Source organism: Curvibacter sp. Hmag1.1, from assembly GCF_059769165.1.
In genome coordinates, this window is record NZ_JBMBGX010000002.1 from 3,409,648 (window position 1) to 3,423,973 (window position 14,326).

Annotated in this window: 11 protein-coding genes; 5 read left to right on the forward strand and 6 right to left on the reverse strand. The window is 62.3% G+C overall.

The genetic code is table 11. The features are described 5' to 3' along the window. Window positions 1-136: 136 nt before the first annotated feature. Window positions 137-2,047, forward strand: a complete 1,911-nt coding sequence (locus tag ACOAP0_RS16575) for a DEAD/DEAH box helicase (RefSeq protein WP_498377319.1) — start codon at window positions 137-139, stop codon at window positions 2,045-2,047. A gap of 98 nt (window positions 2,048-2,145) precedes the next feature. Here the strand turns inward: ACOAP0_RS16575 and ACOAP0_RS16580 are convergent, their stop codons facing one another. Together ACOAP0_RS16580 and ACOAP0_RS16585 are read right to left on the reverse strand one after the other, a co-directional pair. Then, window positions 2,146-3,015, reverse strand: coding sequence for an NAD(P)-dependent oxidoreductase (locus tag ACOAP0_RS16580; RefSeq protein ID WP_498377320.1), 870 nt, complete (start codon window positions 3,013-3,015; stop codon window positions 2,146-2,148). A 106-nt stretch (window positions 3,016-3,121) separates the two neighbouring features. Next, on the reverse strand, window positions 3,122-4,099 hold the full coding sequence (locus tag ACOAP0_RS16585; protein ID WP_087496927.1) for a GMP reductase: 978 nt from the start codon (window positions 4,097-4,099) through the stop codon (window positions 3,122-3,124). Between the two features lie 222 nt (window positions 4,100-4,321). On the opposite strand from ACOAP0_RS16585, the gene ACOAP0_RS16590 reads away from it, so the two are divergent. The 3 genes from ACOAP0_RS16590 to ACOAP0_RS16600 are packed head-to-tail and all read left to right on the forward strand — an operon-like array spanning window position 4,322 to window position 9,065. Then, window positions 4,322-6,769 (forward strand): UvrD-helicase domain-containing protein, encoded by a 2,448-nt coding sequence (locus ACOAP0_RS16590; RefSeq protein ID WP_498377321.1) that lies wholly within the window; start codon window positions 4,322-4,324, stop codon window positions 6,767-6,769. A 22-nt stretch (window positions 6,770-6,791) separates the two neighbouring features. Continuing rightward, complete coding sequence (locus tag ACOAP0_RS16595; RefSeq protein WP_430962578.1) at window positions 6,792-7,106, forward strand: antibiotic biosynthesis monooxygenase family protein; 315 nt, start codon at window positions 6,792-6,794, stop codon at window positions 7,104-7,106. Between the two features lie 30 nt (window positions 7,107-7,136). Further along, complete coding sequence (locus tag ACOAP0_RS16600; protein WP_498377322.1) at window positions 7,137-9,065, forward strand: serine/threonine protein kinase; 1,929 nt, start codon at window positions 7,137-7,139, stop codon at window positions 9,063-9,065. A 125-nt stretch (window positions 9,066-9,190) separates the two neighbouring features. Here the strand turns inward: ACOAP0_RS16600 and ACOAP0_RS16605 are convergent, their stop codons facing one another. After that, window positions 9,191-11,119 (reverse strand): PhoX family protein, encoded by a 1,929-nt coding sequence (locus ACOAP0_RS16605; protein WP_498377323.1) that lies wholly within the window; start codon window positions 11,117-11,119, stop codon window positions 9,191-9,193. Window positions 11,120-11,273: 154 nt separating this feature from the next. Here ACOAP0_RS16605 and ACOAP0_RS16610 point away from each other — a divergent pair, with 154 nt between their 5' ends. Then, window positions 11,274-11,732 carry a tetratricopeptide repeat protein gene (locus tag ACOAP0_RS16610; protein ID WP_498377324.1) on the forward strand — a complete coding sequence of 153 codons (459 nt, stop codon included), beginning with the start codon at window positions 11,274-11,276 and terminating at the stop codon, window positions 11,730-11,732. Between the two features lie 22 nt (window positions 11,733-11,754). Here ACOAP0_RS16610 and ACOAP0_RS16615 read toward each other — a convergent pair whose 3' ends face one another. Genes ACOAP0_RS16615 through ACOAP0_RS16625 form a run of 3 tightly spaced genes read right to left on the reverse strand, consistent with a single transcriptional unit; the run spans window position 11,755 to window position 14,284 of the window. Then, window positions 11,755-12,516 carry a FecR family protein gene (locus ACOAP0_RS16615; protein WP_087496932.1) on the reverse strand — a complete coding sequence of 254 codons (762 nt, stop codon included), beginning with the start codon at window positions 12,514-12,516 and terminating at the stop codon, window positions 11,755-11,757. Continuing rightward, on the reverse strand, window positions 12,513-13,292 hold the full coding sequence (locus ACOAP0_RS16620) for a BPSS1780 family membrane protein (protein WP_498377326.1): 780 nt from the start codon (window positions 13,290-13,292) through the stop codon (window positions 12,513-12,515). Before ACOAP0_RS16620 ends, ACOAP0_RS16615 begins: the two co-directional genes overlap by 4 nt. Further along, window positions 13,289-14,284: a homoserine kinase gene (locus ACOAP0_RS16625; protein WP_498377327.1), complete on the reverse strand. Its 996-nt coding sequence runs from the start codon at window positions 14,282-14,284 to the stop codon at window positions 13,289-13,291. Before ACOAP0_RS16625 ends, ACOAP0_RS16620 begins: the two co-directional genes overlap by 4 nt. Window positions 14,285-14,326 lie beyond the last annotated feature (42 nt).

A 14,326-nucleotide genomic window follows, 5' to 3' on the forward strand; every position in this document is an offset into this window, starting at 1 on the left:
TTTAAAAGCGATATACGCCCCCAGCACTGAAACACACCCCTTTGCGGGTCAGAGCAGGTTCCGTTTGATGGTTGATGTTTTTTAACCATTGACGGAGCAGCCGCACAACCTGCGGCGCTTTCGTGTGAGAAAAAATATGACTGACGCTTTTGAAGTGACAGGCGAATTCGCGCCTGCCGAAAACCTTTCCGTTTCCGCAACTTCTGTGGAATCCAACGTGCCTGCTGAGGCTGTGGAAGCTGCCGCTCCCGAAGCCCCCAACGGCTTCGTAGAACTGGGTCTGGCACCTGCTTTGGTGCAAGCCTGTAAAGACCTGGGCTACACCCAACCCACCACCGTGCAGCAAAAGGCTATCCCTTTGGCCATGGCTGGTGTGGGATCCGAGAAGGCCGGCAAGTTTGTCGACCTGATGGTGTCCAGCCAGACAGGTTCCGGCAAGACTGCCGCATTCTTGTTGCCTGTGTTGCACACCTTGTTGACCCAGCAAGCCGAAGCTGAAGAAGCTGAGCGCGCTGAGTACGAACAAGCCTGCGCTGATGCAGCCGCCAAAGGCGAGCCCGCTCCCAAGCGTGCCAAGCGCAAGGACCCCACCAACCCCCGCAATTTCAAGGCACCTACTCCTGGCGCCCTGATTGTTTGCCCCACACGCGAACTGGCCCAGCAAGTGGCGCACGACGCGATTGACCTGGTGCAGCACTGCCGTGGCCTGCGCGTCGCCAACATCGTGGGCGGCATGCCTTACCAGTTGCAAATCGCCAAGCTGCAAAACGCCAATCTCGTGGTGGCCACTCCCGGCCGTTTGCTGGATCTGCAACGTTCCATGCAAATCAAGCTGGACCAAGTTCAGTTCCTGGTGGTGGACGAAGCCGACCGCATGTTGGACCTGGGCTTTGCCGATGACCTGGCTGAAATCAACCAGCTCACCATCGACCGCAAGCAGACCATGATGTTCAGTGCGACCTTCGCACCCCGCATCCAGCAACTGGCCGCCCGTGTGATGCGCGAACCCCAGCGCGTGACCATCGACAGCCCCCAGGAAAAGCACGCCAACATCAAGCAAGTGCTGTTCTGGGCTGACAATGCCCAGCACAAGCGCAAGCTGTTGGACCACTGGCTGCGTGACACCACCATCAACCAGGCGGTTGTGTTTGCCAGCACTCAGATCGAGTGCGATGGCTTGGCCAACGACCTGCAGCAAGACGGCTTCTCCGCTGTGGCCCTGCACGGTGCCCTGAGCCAAGGCCTGCGTAACCGCCGCCTGATGGCCTTGCGCCAAGGTCAGGTGCAGATTCTGGTGGCTACCGATGTGGCAGCCCGCGGTATCGACGTGCCCACCATCACCCACGTGTTCAACTTCGGTTTGCCCATGAAGGCTGAGGACTACACCCACCGTATCGGCCGTACCGGTCGTGCAGGTCGTGATGGTCTGGCAGTGACATTCGCCGAATTCCGCGACCGTCGCAAGATTTTTGACATCGAGGCTTACAGCCGCCAGCCCATCAAGCCAGAGACTATTCCCGGCCTAGAACCCCAGCAGCGCGCTCCTGAGTCCCGCCCCAGCTTCGGTGGTCGTGGCCGCGGTGGCGACTTCCAGCCTCGCGAACGCAAATTCGGCGGCCCACGTGAAGGCGGCTTCGGCGGTGGTCAGCGTGATGGCGCTCCCCGTGAAGGTTATGGCGCAGTGCGCGGTTTCGGCGGACGCCCTGAAGGCGGCGGTCGTGGTTTCGGTGAAAACTCCCGTGACTTCGGTGGCGCTTCCCGCGAAGGCTTCAGCTACGAACGCAAAGGTGGTTTCAACGACCGCTTTGCCGGCCAGGGCGCGCCCCGTGGCGATGCGCCCCGCGGTGATGCGCGTCCTCCCCGTGGTGACTTCCAACCCCGTGGCGATTTCGGCGCCCCTCGCGGTGACTTCGGTGCACCGCGTGGTGACTTCGCAGCGCGCAAGCCTGCCTTCGGCAAGCCCGCTGGTTTTGCCAAGCCCGGTAACGGCGGCAAGGTCTTTGTGCCCCGCGATGCCAAGAAGCGTCCCGCACGCAACTTCGACTAATCTGCCCATCGGTAGATAACAAAAAGCCCCGCGGCGCGAGCCGGCGGGGCTTTTTTACGTCGGCACTTGGCGATGTGCAGACCGGTGATGGTGCTGTGTCAGGACATGCCGTTGCGGCTGGCCAGCTCGACAAACAAGCCGGCGTGGTCCAGGTCAGACAGTCCGTGCTCGATGCCTTCGGCATATAACTTTTCAAACAAGGTAGTAATCGGCGCATCAAAACCCACCTCAGAGGCCGTGGCCAAGGCGTTACGCAAGTCTTTGATCTGCACCGTCATGCGGGCGCGGGGTGCAAAGTCACGGTCCACCATGCGCTGGCCGTGGACCTGCAGGATGCGGCTGTCCGCAAAGCCGCCGGTGATGGCTTCTTTCACCTTGCCCATATTCGCGCCGCCGCGTTCACAGAGCAGCAGGGCTTCTGCCACGATGCCGATGGTGGCGCCCACGATCATCTGGTTGGCCAGCTTGGTGAGTTGGCCGGAGCCGATGGGCCCCACATGGGTGGGGCGCCCGAAGATTTTGAGCACCGGCATGGCCCGCTCGAAGTTGGTGGCCTTGCCACCGGCCATGATGGCCAGCGTACCTTGCTCGGCCCCCAGTGTGCCGCCGGAGACAGGTGCATCCAGATAGTCCACACCGCGCTCGCTCAGGCGGGCGGCATGGTCGCGGGCTTCTACGGGTTTGATGGAAGACATGTCCACCAGAAGTGTCCCCTGTTTGATGGCGTCTGCCGCGCCCAATTCAAACAGCACATGGCTGACGATGCCGCCGTGGTCCAGCATGGTGATGACCATGTCTGCCTCAGCGACGGCATGGGCGGCTGTGGGGTGAACGATGGCGCCGAAGGCGATGAGGCGTTCCGCTTTGGCGGGGGTGCGGTTCCAAACGTGGACGGTATGGCCGGCTTCACAAAGGCGGCGCCCCATGGGGAACCCCATGAGACCGATGCCGAGAAGTGCTATTTTCATGGTGTCAGTGTGCTCCTGCACCTGAGAATAGCGCCGCCCCGCGAGGGGGGGAGAGGGTTTGTACCGTGAAGGCTGTCGAGGTGCTGACAGCCTTCACGGCAGGGGCTTACATCAGCAGGTGTTCGCCCGCGTTGTCGCCGCCCAGGGTCACGTAGTTCACCTTGCGGATGTCCATGAGCTTCTTGCCACCGGCGTAGCTAATGGAGCTTTGCACGTCCTGCTCCATTTCAATCAGCGTGTCGGCCAGCTTGCCCTTGATCGGCTCCAGGATGCGCTTGCCTTCGACGTGCTTGTACTCGCCCTTGTTGAAGTCGCTGGCCGAGCCGTAGTACTCCTTGAACATGGCGCCATCGACTTCCACCGTTTTGCCGGGCGACTCCTCGTGGCCCGCAAACAGGGAGCCGATCATGACCATGCTGGCGCCGAAGCGGATGCTCTTGGCAATGTCACCATGGCTGCGGATGCCACCGTCGGCAATGATGGGCTTGGTCGCCACACGGGCACACCACTTGAGCGCGCTGAGCTGCCAGCCGCCAGTGCCGAAACCGGTCTTGAGCTTGGTGATGCAGACCTTGCCCGGGCCCACGCCGACCTTGGTTGCGTCCGCACCCCAGTTTTCCAGGTCGATCACCGCCTCAGGTGTGGCCACGTTGCCGGCGATCACAAAGCTGCCGGGCAGGTGTTTCTTGAGGTAAATGATCATGTCGCGCACGCTGTCGGCATGGCCGTGGGCGATGTCGATAGTGATGTACTCGGGCGTCAGGCCCAGCGCCACCAGCTGGTCCACCGTGGCATAGTCCGGCTTCTTCACGCCCAGCGAGATGGAGGCAAACAGGTCCTTGGCGTGCATCTCCTGCACAAACTTCACGTTGTCCAGATCAAAGCGGTGCATCACGTAAAAGTAGCCATTACGCGCCAGCCATTCGCAGATGGACTCGTCCACCACGGTTTTCATGTTGGCGGGTACTACCGGCAGGCGGAATTTGCGGCTGCCCAGCTCGACGCCGGCATCGCATTCAGAACGGCTCTCCACCCGGCATTTGCGGGGCAGCAAGAGGATGTTGTCGTAGTCAAAAATTTCCATGGTTCCCAAGCTCCTATCCAAAGTTTCAAACCAAAACACTGAGCACTTGGACTGGCACCGGCCATAAAAAAACCGGGTGCCAATTGCTTGGGCCCGGTGCTTGATTGTAGAAAGGTTGCGGCCGGCGCGGTATATGAATTTGCTTATGGCCGCCAAAATGTGGCGCACAAGGGAATCGTGTATGCCGCGGGTGCGGGCTCGCCGCCTTTCTACAATCACCCCATGCATTCCTTCGCCGCCGCTGGCTCCACTCCCCCCCTGTTACACAACCTGAACCCGGAGCAGCTGGCCGCTGTGACCCTGCCTGCCGAGCACGCGCTCATTCTGGCGGGGGCGGGTTCCGGCAAAACGCGAGTACTCACCACCCGCATTGCCTGGCTTTTGCAGAACGGCTACGTGTCGCCGGGCGGCATTCTGGCCGTTACCTTCACCAACAAGGCCGCCAAGGAAATGATGACGCGGCTAAGTGCCATGTTGCCGGTGAATGTGCGCGGCATGTGGATAGGTACCTTCCACGGCCTGTGCAACCGCTTCTTGCGCGCGCACTTTAAGAACGCCGGCCTGCCACAGGCCTTTCAGATTCTGGATACGCAAGATCAGCTCAGTGCCATCAAGCGGCTGTGTAAGCAGTACAAGATCGACGACGAGCGCTTTCCGCCCAAGCAGATGGCATGGTTCATCGGCAACTGCAAGGAAGAAGGCCTGCGCCCCAAGGACGTAGTGGCCAGCGATCCGGACACGCGCAAGAAGATCGAGATCTACCAGCTCTACGAAGACCAGTGCCAACGCGAAGGCGTGGTGGATTTTGGCGAGCTGATGCTGCGCTCTTTCGAGCTGCTGCGCGACAACGCGCCTATCCGCGAGCACTACCAGCGGCGCTTTCGCCATATCCTGATTGACGAGTTTCAGGACACCAACAAGCTGCAATACGCTTGGATCAAGATGATTGCCGGCGTGGGGCAGGGCGGCAGTGATGCTGGCGCTGGTTCGGTGCTGGCGGTGGGCGATGACGACCAGAGCATTTACGCCTTCCGTGGCGCGCGCGTCGGCAATATGACGGACTTTGTGCGCGAGTTTGCAGTGCGCCAGCAGATCAAGCTGGAGCAGAACTACCGCAGCTACAGCAACATTCTGGACAGCGCCAACGCGCTCATCAGCCACAACAGCCGCCGCTTAGGGAAAAATCTGCGCACCGACCAGGGCGCAGGCGAGCCGGTGCGGGTTTATGAAGCGCCCAGCGACTTTGCCGAGGCGCAGTGGATGGTGGACGAGATGAAGCAGCTTATCCGCGACGATGTGCCTCGCTCGGAGATCGCCGTGCTCTACCGCAGCAACGCGCAAAGCCGCGTGATTGAAACCGGGCTGTTCAATGCCGGCATTCCCTACCGTGTGTATGGCGGCCTGCGCTTTTTTGAGCGCGCTGAAATCAAGCACGCACTGGCGTACCTGCGCCTCCTGGAGAACCCCAACGACGACACCAGTTTTCTGCGGGTGGTGAATTTTCCTGCACGCGGCATCGGAGCGCGCAGCATCGAGCAATTGCAAGACCTGGCCCGGGCCACGGGCTGCTCGCTGCACGATGCGGTCAGCACGCTGACCGGCCGCCCCGGCGCCGTGATTGCCGGCTTTGTGGCCAAGCTGGACGTCATGCGCGAGCAGACCGCCGACCTGAACCTCAAGGACATCATCAAGCTCATGCTGGAGCACAGTGGCCTGCTGGAGCACTACCGCAACGAGCGCGAAGGCGAGGACCGCGTCGAGAACTTGGACGAACTGGTCAACGCCGCCGAGAGCTTTGTCATGCAAGAAGGCTTCGGCCGCGAAGCCCCCGGCATGGCGCCGCTGGTCAGCAGCCCCGAGGCCTTGCTGAGCCAGAGCCCGGCTAGCCAGGGCTTGAGCGGCGAGGCGCTGGAAACTGCACCGGATGAATTCGGCGACACCGGCGAAACCCTCTCGCCCTTGCAAGCATTCCTGACCCACGCCGCGCTCGAAGCGGGCGACAACATGGCCGCTGCCGGGCAGGACGCCATCCAGCTCATGACCGTGCACTCCAGCAAGGGCCTGGAATTTGACTGCGTGTTCATCACCGGCATGGAAGAGGGCTTGTTCCCCCACGAGAACTCCATGAGCGACCACGACGGTCTGGAGGAAGAGCGCCGCCTGGCCTACGTGGCCATCACCCGCGCGCGCAAGCGCCTGTACCTCAGTCACTCGCAGACGCGCATGCTGCATGGGCAGACGCGCTACAACCTCAAGAGCCGCTTCTTTGACGAGCTGCCGGAGGAATGCCTGAAGTACCTCACACCCAAGCAGCAGGCGATGCCCGCAGGTGGTGGCATGGGCGGCGGCTTCGGCGGGGGAGGCTATGGCGGCTCCGGCAACAGCTGGGGTGGCGGAGGCTATGCTACGAATTCAGGAGCTTCTCGCGCATATTCCACGGGGGCTGGAGGCACATTTGGCGCGTATTCAGCCCCGCAGAAGGAAGTGGTACGCAAAGAAGAGCCCACCGGCCTGCGCAAGGGGCAAAAGGTGTTCCACGCCAAGTTCGGCGAGGGCACCGTACTCACGCTGGAAGGCGCGGGCGACGATGCGCGTGCCCAGATCAACTTCCCCCGCCACGGCACCAAGTGGCTCGCCCTGAGCGTGGCCAAACTCACGCCGGTACCTTGAATTTCTGGAGATCCCGATGAGCCTGGACATTGCGAACACCCCACCGGCGCCGTACTACGCCGTCATCTTCACCAGCCTGCGTACCGCCGTCGATGAGGGCTATGGCGACATGGCCGAAAAGATGGTGGCACTCGCCGCGCAGCAGCCCGGTTTTCTGGGCGTAGAGTCCGCGCGCGACGGGCTGGGTATCACCGTGTCGTACTGGAAAGATCTCGAGTCCATCCGTGCCTGGAAGGCCCATGCCGAGCACCAGGTCGCGCAGCAGTTGGGCCACGAAAAATGGTACGCAGCCTTCAAGACACGCATTGCCAAAGTCGAGCGGGACTACGCGCTCTGATAGCGCTCGCCCACGCGCTGACCTAGCCCCATGACTGACCCCGCAGGCGCAGCCGCTTCGTCCCGCCCCTCTCTGCAGGTGGTGGCGGGCCGCTACCAGGTGCTGCGCAAAATCGGCAGCGGCGGCATGGGCGCGGTGTATCTGGCCAAGCAGATCGGTGTGGGCAACCAGGTCGCCCTCAAGTTCTTGCCGGCGCACCTGTCCGACGATGCCCAACTGCGCCGCCGCTTTGAGCGCGAAGCGGCCCTCAGCCTGGAAGTGCGCCACCCCGGCGCAGCCCAATTGCTGGACTCGGGTGTGGACAGCGACGGGCAGCTGTATCTGGCCTTTGAGTATGTGGAGGGTGAAGACCTCTCGGCCTTGCTGGACCGCGAAGGCGCGCTGTCGTTTGAAGACGCTACTGCCTTGACCTGCAAGGTGGCCGAAGTGCTGGCCTTTGCCCATGCCAAGGGCGTGGTGCATCGCGACATCAAGCCCGAGAACATCCGGGTGCGGCGCGACCTGGCGGGTCTGCATGTGAAGGTGCTGGATTTCGGCATTGCGAGGCTGGTGGACGAGGTGGGCACCAAGCTCACCATCGACGGCGGCGTGGCCGGCACGCCGCGTTACATGGCCCCTGAGCAAATTGCGGCCGGCACCATCGATGCGCGCACCGACATCTATGCACTGGGGCTGGTGCTGTTTGAGGCTGTCACCGGCCGCGAAGCCTTTACCCGCGAGACCACCTCGCAGCTCATGTGGGCCCAACTCAACGACCCGGTGCCGGCCGTCGTGGAGGTGCAGCCCCTGCGCGACTACCCCGCGCTGGACGCCGTCATCGCGCAGGCCTGTGCCAAAGAGTCCTCAGGGCGCTTTGCCAGCGCCCAGGCCTTGGTGGAAGCGCTCAAAGCCCTGCAAGTGCCGCAGTGGTGGGGTGTGCCGGTGCCGGTGGTGCGGCGCGCCCGCGCCAACCCAACGCTGCCGGGCGGCTTGAACAGCGGCACCCCCGGAGGTGCCTCGCAGCGCGACCCGGTGCAACTGCCCCGGCCCGGCCGCAAAACCTTTTTGCAAATCCGTGCCAGCGCATGGGTTGCCATGGCGGTGGGAGGGCTGGCGCTTGCGTTGGCAGGGGCTGCCTTGTGGGTGGCTCTGGACCAGCGCAAATCTGCAATGCCTGCCAACGGGCAGCGCCTGCCGGATGGCAGCATGGCCCTGCCACCCGGTCTTGCCGCCAGTACACCCACCGTGACCCGGCCGGTTCCAGAGCCGCCGGATGAAGTGCCTGCCGCACCCCGGCCCGTCGTGCCCGCCAAGGGCGGCGCCTCGGCCCCGCTGGCCCCGGTTGCCCCGCCCGTGACCTTGCAGATGCCCGCACAGCCTGCAACCCCGGCCTCTGGCAAGGGGGCCGCTGTGCTGCCCGCCAAGCCTGCTACCGCAGCAGCGGCAGAAGGCGAGGTGCCCGAATGTTCCCAGCTCGCCATCTACGACACGCCCATGACGCGCATGCCGGTGCCTGAGCTGGAGCGGCGCGCGGCATCCATGAAATACATGTCGCCGTCCATGATGGCCAACCAGCTCAAGACGCTCAAAGCCACGGTGGAAACCTTTCACCCCGACCAGCGTGAGTGCACCTACCGCGCCATGCTCATCCGTGTGGTGCTGAATGAAAAAGTGGTGCTCGCCTCCAGCCCGACTTTGTGGGGCCACAGTCGCGATGTGCCCGAGTTGGAGCGCCTGTTTCTGGAGCAGCCCTTGCGCAATGACTGGACTTCCGCTCAGCGTAAGGACGTGCTGCGGCAGGTGGAAACCATCTTCATCGCCAATCTGCAAAAAGATGCGCCCGGCGACGATGTGTACTGGCGCCGCATGTATTACGGCATCTTGGTGGCGTGCGAACTCACCGATGAAGCCCGCGCCAAGGTGGGCGCCCCACGCATTGGCGAGAACAACTGCCTGAAGATCAAGCCTGCGGGGGCTTGAGTTCTGCCGGTATGAGGCGAAATATGCCTCTGGCGCCCGTGGAATGTGCGCGAGCAGCTATCATAAAAATAGCGGACTGCGTTGCCGCAGTCCGCTAGCTCAGGCTCCCTTGGAACCGTTGACTATCAGGTACCGATCACGCCGCCGTCGGCCTTGCGGATCACTACGGTGGCAGAGCGTGGGCGTCCGTTGGCCTTTTTCTCGGGCCAGTTAGACACGGCGCGCGGGTTCTTGGGGTCGCTCACTTCGTTGGCAGGTTCACCGGGGTGCTGGATGTTGACGAACATGGTCTTGCCGTCCGGTGTGCCGGTAGCACCGGTGATTTCGCAACCGGCAGGTCCCACCAGGAAGCGGCGGGCTTCGCCAGTGCGCACGTCGGCGGCCAGCATCATGTTGTTGCCGAAGTTCTTCAAGTCGCCCTTGCCCATGGCGGAGGTGGACATATCGCACTGAATCCACAGCACGCCGCGGCCATCGACCCACAAACCATCCGGGCAGGAGAACATGTCGCCCTTGATGTTGCCCTTGGCATCTGCGCGCTCCAGGGATGGGTCGCCTGCCAAGATGAAGTGGTTCCAGGCGAACGTGGTGCCAGCGAAGTCGCCGTCTTCCTTCCAGCGGATGATGTTGCCCTGGGTGTTGTTCACGCGGGGGTTGGCAGCGTCCACGCCGGGCTGTTTGTCGCCACCGCGGTTGCTGTTGTTGGTCAGCGTGGTGTAGACCCAGCCTTGCTTGTCGACGGCGATCCACTCGGGGCGGTCCATCTTGGTAGCGCCCAACAGGTCGCTGGCCTGGCGTGCCTTGATCAGCACTTCGCCCTGGTCGGCAAAGCCGTTGGCAGCTGTCAACGGGCCTTGGCCGTGGGTCAAAGCAATCCACTGGCCCTTGCCGTCTGCATTGAACTTGGCCACGTACAAGGTGCCGTGGTCGAGCAGGGTGGCGTTGGCAGCAGCGCCGCCGGGTTTGATGGCGTCGCGGCTGACGAACTTGTAGATGTACTCAAAGCGGGAGTCTTCACCCATGTACACCACGGCACGGTTGTCCTTGGTGACAGCTACGGTGGCGCCTTCGTGGGCTGCGCGGCCCATGGCAGTGCGCTTCATGGGGGTGGAGCTGGGGTTGTAGGGGTCGATTTCCACGATCCAGCCGAAGCGGTTGGGTTCGTTGGGAGTCTTGGTGGCATCAAAGCGGGCGTCATGCTGGTGCCAGTTGTAGCCGCCGCCACCTTTTTTCAGGCCCCAGCGCTTGTCGTGTTCAGTGAGGCTGTCGCCACCGCTGAAATAGTTGATGAAGTTTTCTTCCGAGGTGAGGTAAGTGCCCCAGGGCGTGATGCCGCTGGCGCAGTTGTTGATGGTGCCCAGCACCACACGACCGGAGGGGTCTGCCGCTGTCTTGAGCATGGCGTGACCGGCCGCAGGGCCGCTGAGTTCCATGCGGGTGTTGGCGGTGATGCGGCGTGCCCAGGGAGAGGGCTTGACCACTTCCCACTTGCCGCCTTTTTCTTCCACTTCAAAAATCGACACGCCATGGGCGGCCTGGGGCTTGCGCACTTTTTCCAGGTTCCAGTTGTCGGTGCCGTCGGTGAACAGCAGGCCGTGGTCCACATACTCGTGGTTCATGGCCAGCAGGCCGCTCTTGGAGCCTTCCTGTGCGAAGTAATGGATACCGTCGTGGTTCATGCCGAACTGGGTTTCCTGATGGGCAGCGGTATTGCTGGCATCGTCCTTGAACGCAGTGTTTTCGCCGGACATACCCACGGGGTCACCCCAAGGCGCAATCACTTGCACGGTGTAGCCTTCAGGAACGGAGACGGTGTCGGCGGTCGACACAGCCACGCTCTTGAAGCCGAGCAACGCACCGCCGGCCATGCCGGTAGTCGCGCATCCGGTCAGTGCTGCAGCACCGCCGATGGCGCTCAAAGGCGCGAAGAAGCTGCCTGCCAAAGCGCCCAAACCACCGCGCAGGATGGTGCGGCGTGCGGGGTCAGACACTTCGTGAATACTGGGGTTGGAAGAGCGGTTGCTGTCTTCCATCAAGGAAAAATCTTTTGCCATGGTGCTTGCTCAGTAAATGGAGAAAATGGCTCTGCCGGGCGGCAGGTTGCAGGCAGGTTTGTATCTGTTGGATGTGACAGTAGAGTGACAAACCCTTGACCGGCAACGTTGGCAGGAATCCGGTAATCTGCCTTCACCCTTGAAGGAGAACTTGATGAAAACAGTCTTGTTGGCTCTGGCCCTGAGCCTTGCTGCCCCGTTGTATGCCGCCGATACCCCGACCATCACAGCGCCCACCGTGAGCGAGCGCATGGCCACGGCCCGGGAAGCCATTGCCCGCAAAGGCTGGAGCCGGGCGCAATACGACCTGAAGCTGGTGCTGCGCGATGAGCCGGGCAATGCCGATGCCCACAATCTTCTGGCCTACACTTTCCGCAAGCAAGACAAGCCTGATCTTGCGCAAGCGTTTGAGCATTACAAGACGGCGCTCAAGCTCAACCCTCAGCACAAAGGGGCGCACGAATACATAGGCGAGGCGTATCTCATGGACCGCAAGCCCGAGATGGCGGAGCAGCATCTGGCGAGTTTGGAAAAAATCTGCGGCAACCGCCAGTGCGAGGAATACCAGGACCTTTCCAAGGCCTTGGCCGCTTACCGCAATGCCAAACCCTGATCGGGCAGGCTGAGGGGCGCATTCAGGCCCCTGGGTTGACCGCGGCCGGGTGCATCTGGCCGGGCTTGTCGTCCATATAGCCCTTGCCGTCCTTCACGCCTTTTTTGCCAAGGCGCTGCCAGGCGGTTTGCTGGTCCACCAGCTTGGCCAGGTATTCCAGCTCTTCGTCGGTGTGGTTGATGGCCTTGGCAGGGGTGAGCAAACGTCCGTCTTTGGGCTGCACTTCGCCCCAGAAAGCCTGGTGGTAGTCCGAGCGGCTGACCAGCCGGTCCCGCCCCGCAGCCATGTCTACGGTGCCGTAGCAATTGCAAAAATAGCTGCGGTTGTCCTGGTCGGCAAACACTTCGGTGTACACGCCGGTGCCACGGATACCCGCAGTGACAGTAGGGGTCACGATGCTGCGCGCATTCCCTCTGCCCCACACGCTGATCACAGCACCCGTGAGCAGGCGCAACATGCCCACCGTACTCAAAGTGGCTCCGCGTTCCACGGTGAGTGTGCTGTTCTGGCGCACATGGAAGGAGGAGTTGCCGATCACAAAAATCAGGTTCGATGCGGGCCCTGTGGTGATCTGGTCACCACTCTGGATCGCTTGCTCCGGCCGCAGACGACTGCCATTGAGCAAGGCGTCGCCCACCAGTTGGACGATGTTGCTGCGGCTTTGCGCGTGGGCTGCCGCAGCGCCCCCCATGGCAGTCCAAGCGGCAGCTGCCTGCAGAAAGCTGCGGCGCTGGAACCAGGTGACTTCCGCATCACTGCGGCCTTGGAGGGTGTGCTGTGTCATGGTGTTTCCTCTGTGGGCGTGTCAAAACAGTCCCGGTAAGTGAAATAGAACGACGTGAAAAACATGGCGGCCATGGCCAGACCCACCGGGAAAAGGATGGCGTTGATCAATTCCACATTACCCAGCAAACTGACCACGATGGCAACCCCGGTGGCTACGCCAAGGAAAGCGGCCATCCATACCATGCCAAACACGGTGAAGGCCCAGAAGTTGCGCAGGCAGGCTACTGCGCTGAAGAACAGGCTCTTGACCGGGCTGATGCCATGCCAGTGCACGAGTGCGGGGGCATGCCAGAACAGCAGTGAGAGCGGCAGGTAGAGCACCATGGCCACCAGCGCCGCGGTCTGGAAGTCACCTTGCAGCACCACCTCAGGGGTGAGCTCGCCGCCCAGCAAATACACACGGGCGAACTGGCCGCCGTCCATCGTGGCAGAGATGCCCATGAGCAAAATGAAGCCCACCGCATAAAGCACACCGAGCACTACCATGGACTGCAGTCGTTCTTTGCCCGCTCGGAAACCCGCAATGAGCACTTGCGGCATGGGGAACTGGCCTTTGTCTGCAATCTCTGTCGCGGCCATCAGGCCCAGAGTGGCTGCCGGCAGCAGGGCCAGCGCAATCGGCGTGCCGATCACCGGCAACAGGCTGAGCAGCGAAATGGCGGCCATGAACATGAAAAACAGGCCTGTGAATGCCAGTGGCTGTTTCATGAAGGTGCGCACACCTTGCTGAAACCACACAACACCTTGGCGGGCGGGAACGATCTGGAGTTTCATGCGGTCTGGGTTTCCGGGTTCATCAGGGTGTCCAGTGTGAGCGGATGCGCGATGCGCTGCTGGAGCACCCGTTCAAAGTGCGTGGGATCGTGGGGTTTGAGCATGGAGGCTTCCCGCGGCAGGTACCAGTCCCACAAGCGGGAGAGCCAGAAACGCAAAGCTCCGGCCCGCAGCATGGCCGGAAGCAGCTCGCGCTCCTGGGAGCTCAAGGGGCGCACGCTCTCATACGCTTGCACGAAGGCGCGGCTGCGCTCCAGGTCGGCGCGGCCGGTGGGCAGGTCTATGCACCAGTCGTTGAGGCAGACTGCCAAGTCAAACAACCACGTGTCGGTGCCGGCAAAGTAAAAGTCAAAGAAGCCGCTGAGGCGGGGTTCGCCGTCCAGGGTTTCAAACATCACGTTGTCGCGGAACAAATCTGCGTGGATGGCGCCGCGGGGCAGGGCGGCATAGGCACTTTGCGCGGCGACATGGTTCTGGTAGGCCAGCTCGCTCTGGATGAGTGCAGCCTGAGGGACCTCCAGGTGGGGGAGCACGACGGGCACGGTTTCGTTCCACCAGGGGAGCGCCCGCAGGTTGGGCTGTTGCATGCCGAATTCCCGGCCGGCCAGGTGCATGCGCGCCAGCATGGCGCCGACTTGGCGACAGTGCTCCACGCCCGGACTCAATTCGCTTTTGCCTTTCAGTCGGTTCACCACGGCGGCAGGTTTGCCGTTCAGGCTGTGCAACACATCGCCATCGCGGTTGGCGGCCGGGTCCGGCACGGGAATGCCGTGGAACGCCAGGTGCTTCATCAGCCGCAGGTAAAACGGCAACTGCTGCGCTGTCAGCCGTTCGAACAGGGTCAGCACGTAAGGCGCCTGGTCGGTGGTGACAAAATAGTTGGTGTTCTCAATGCCACCGGAGCAGCCCTCCATGGTTTGGAGAGTGCCCAATTGCAGGGAGGAAAGAAAAGTGCTGGCCTCGTCGAGCGAGACCTCTGTGTAAACCGCCATGGCGCAATTGTAGGTGGGGCAATGACCGGCGAAGTGGCGCAA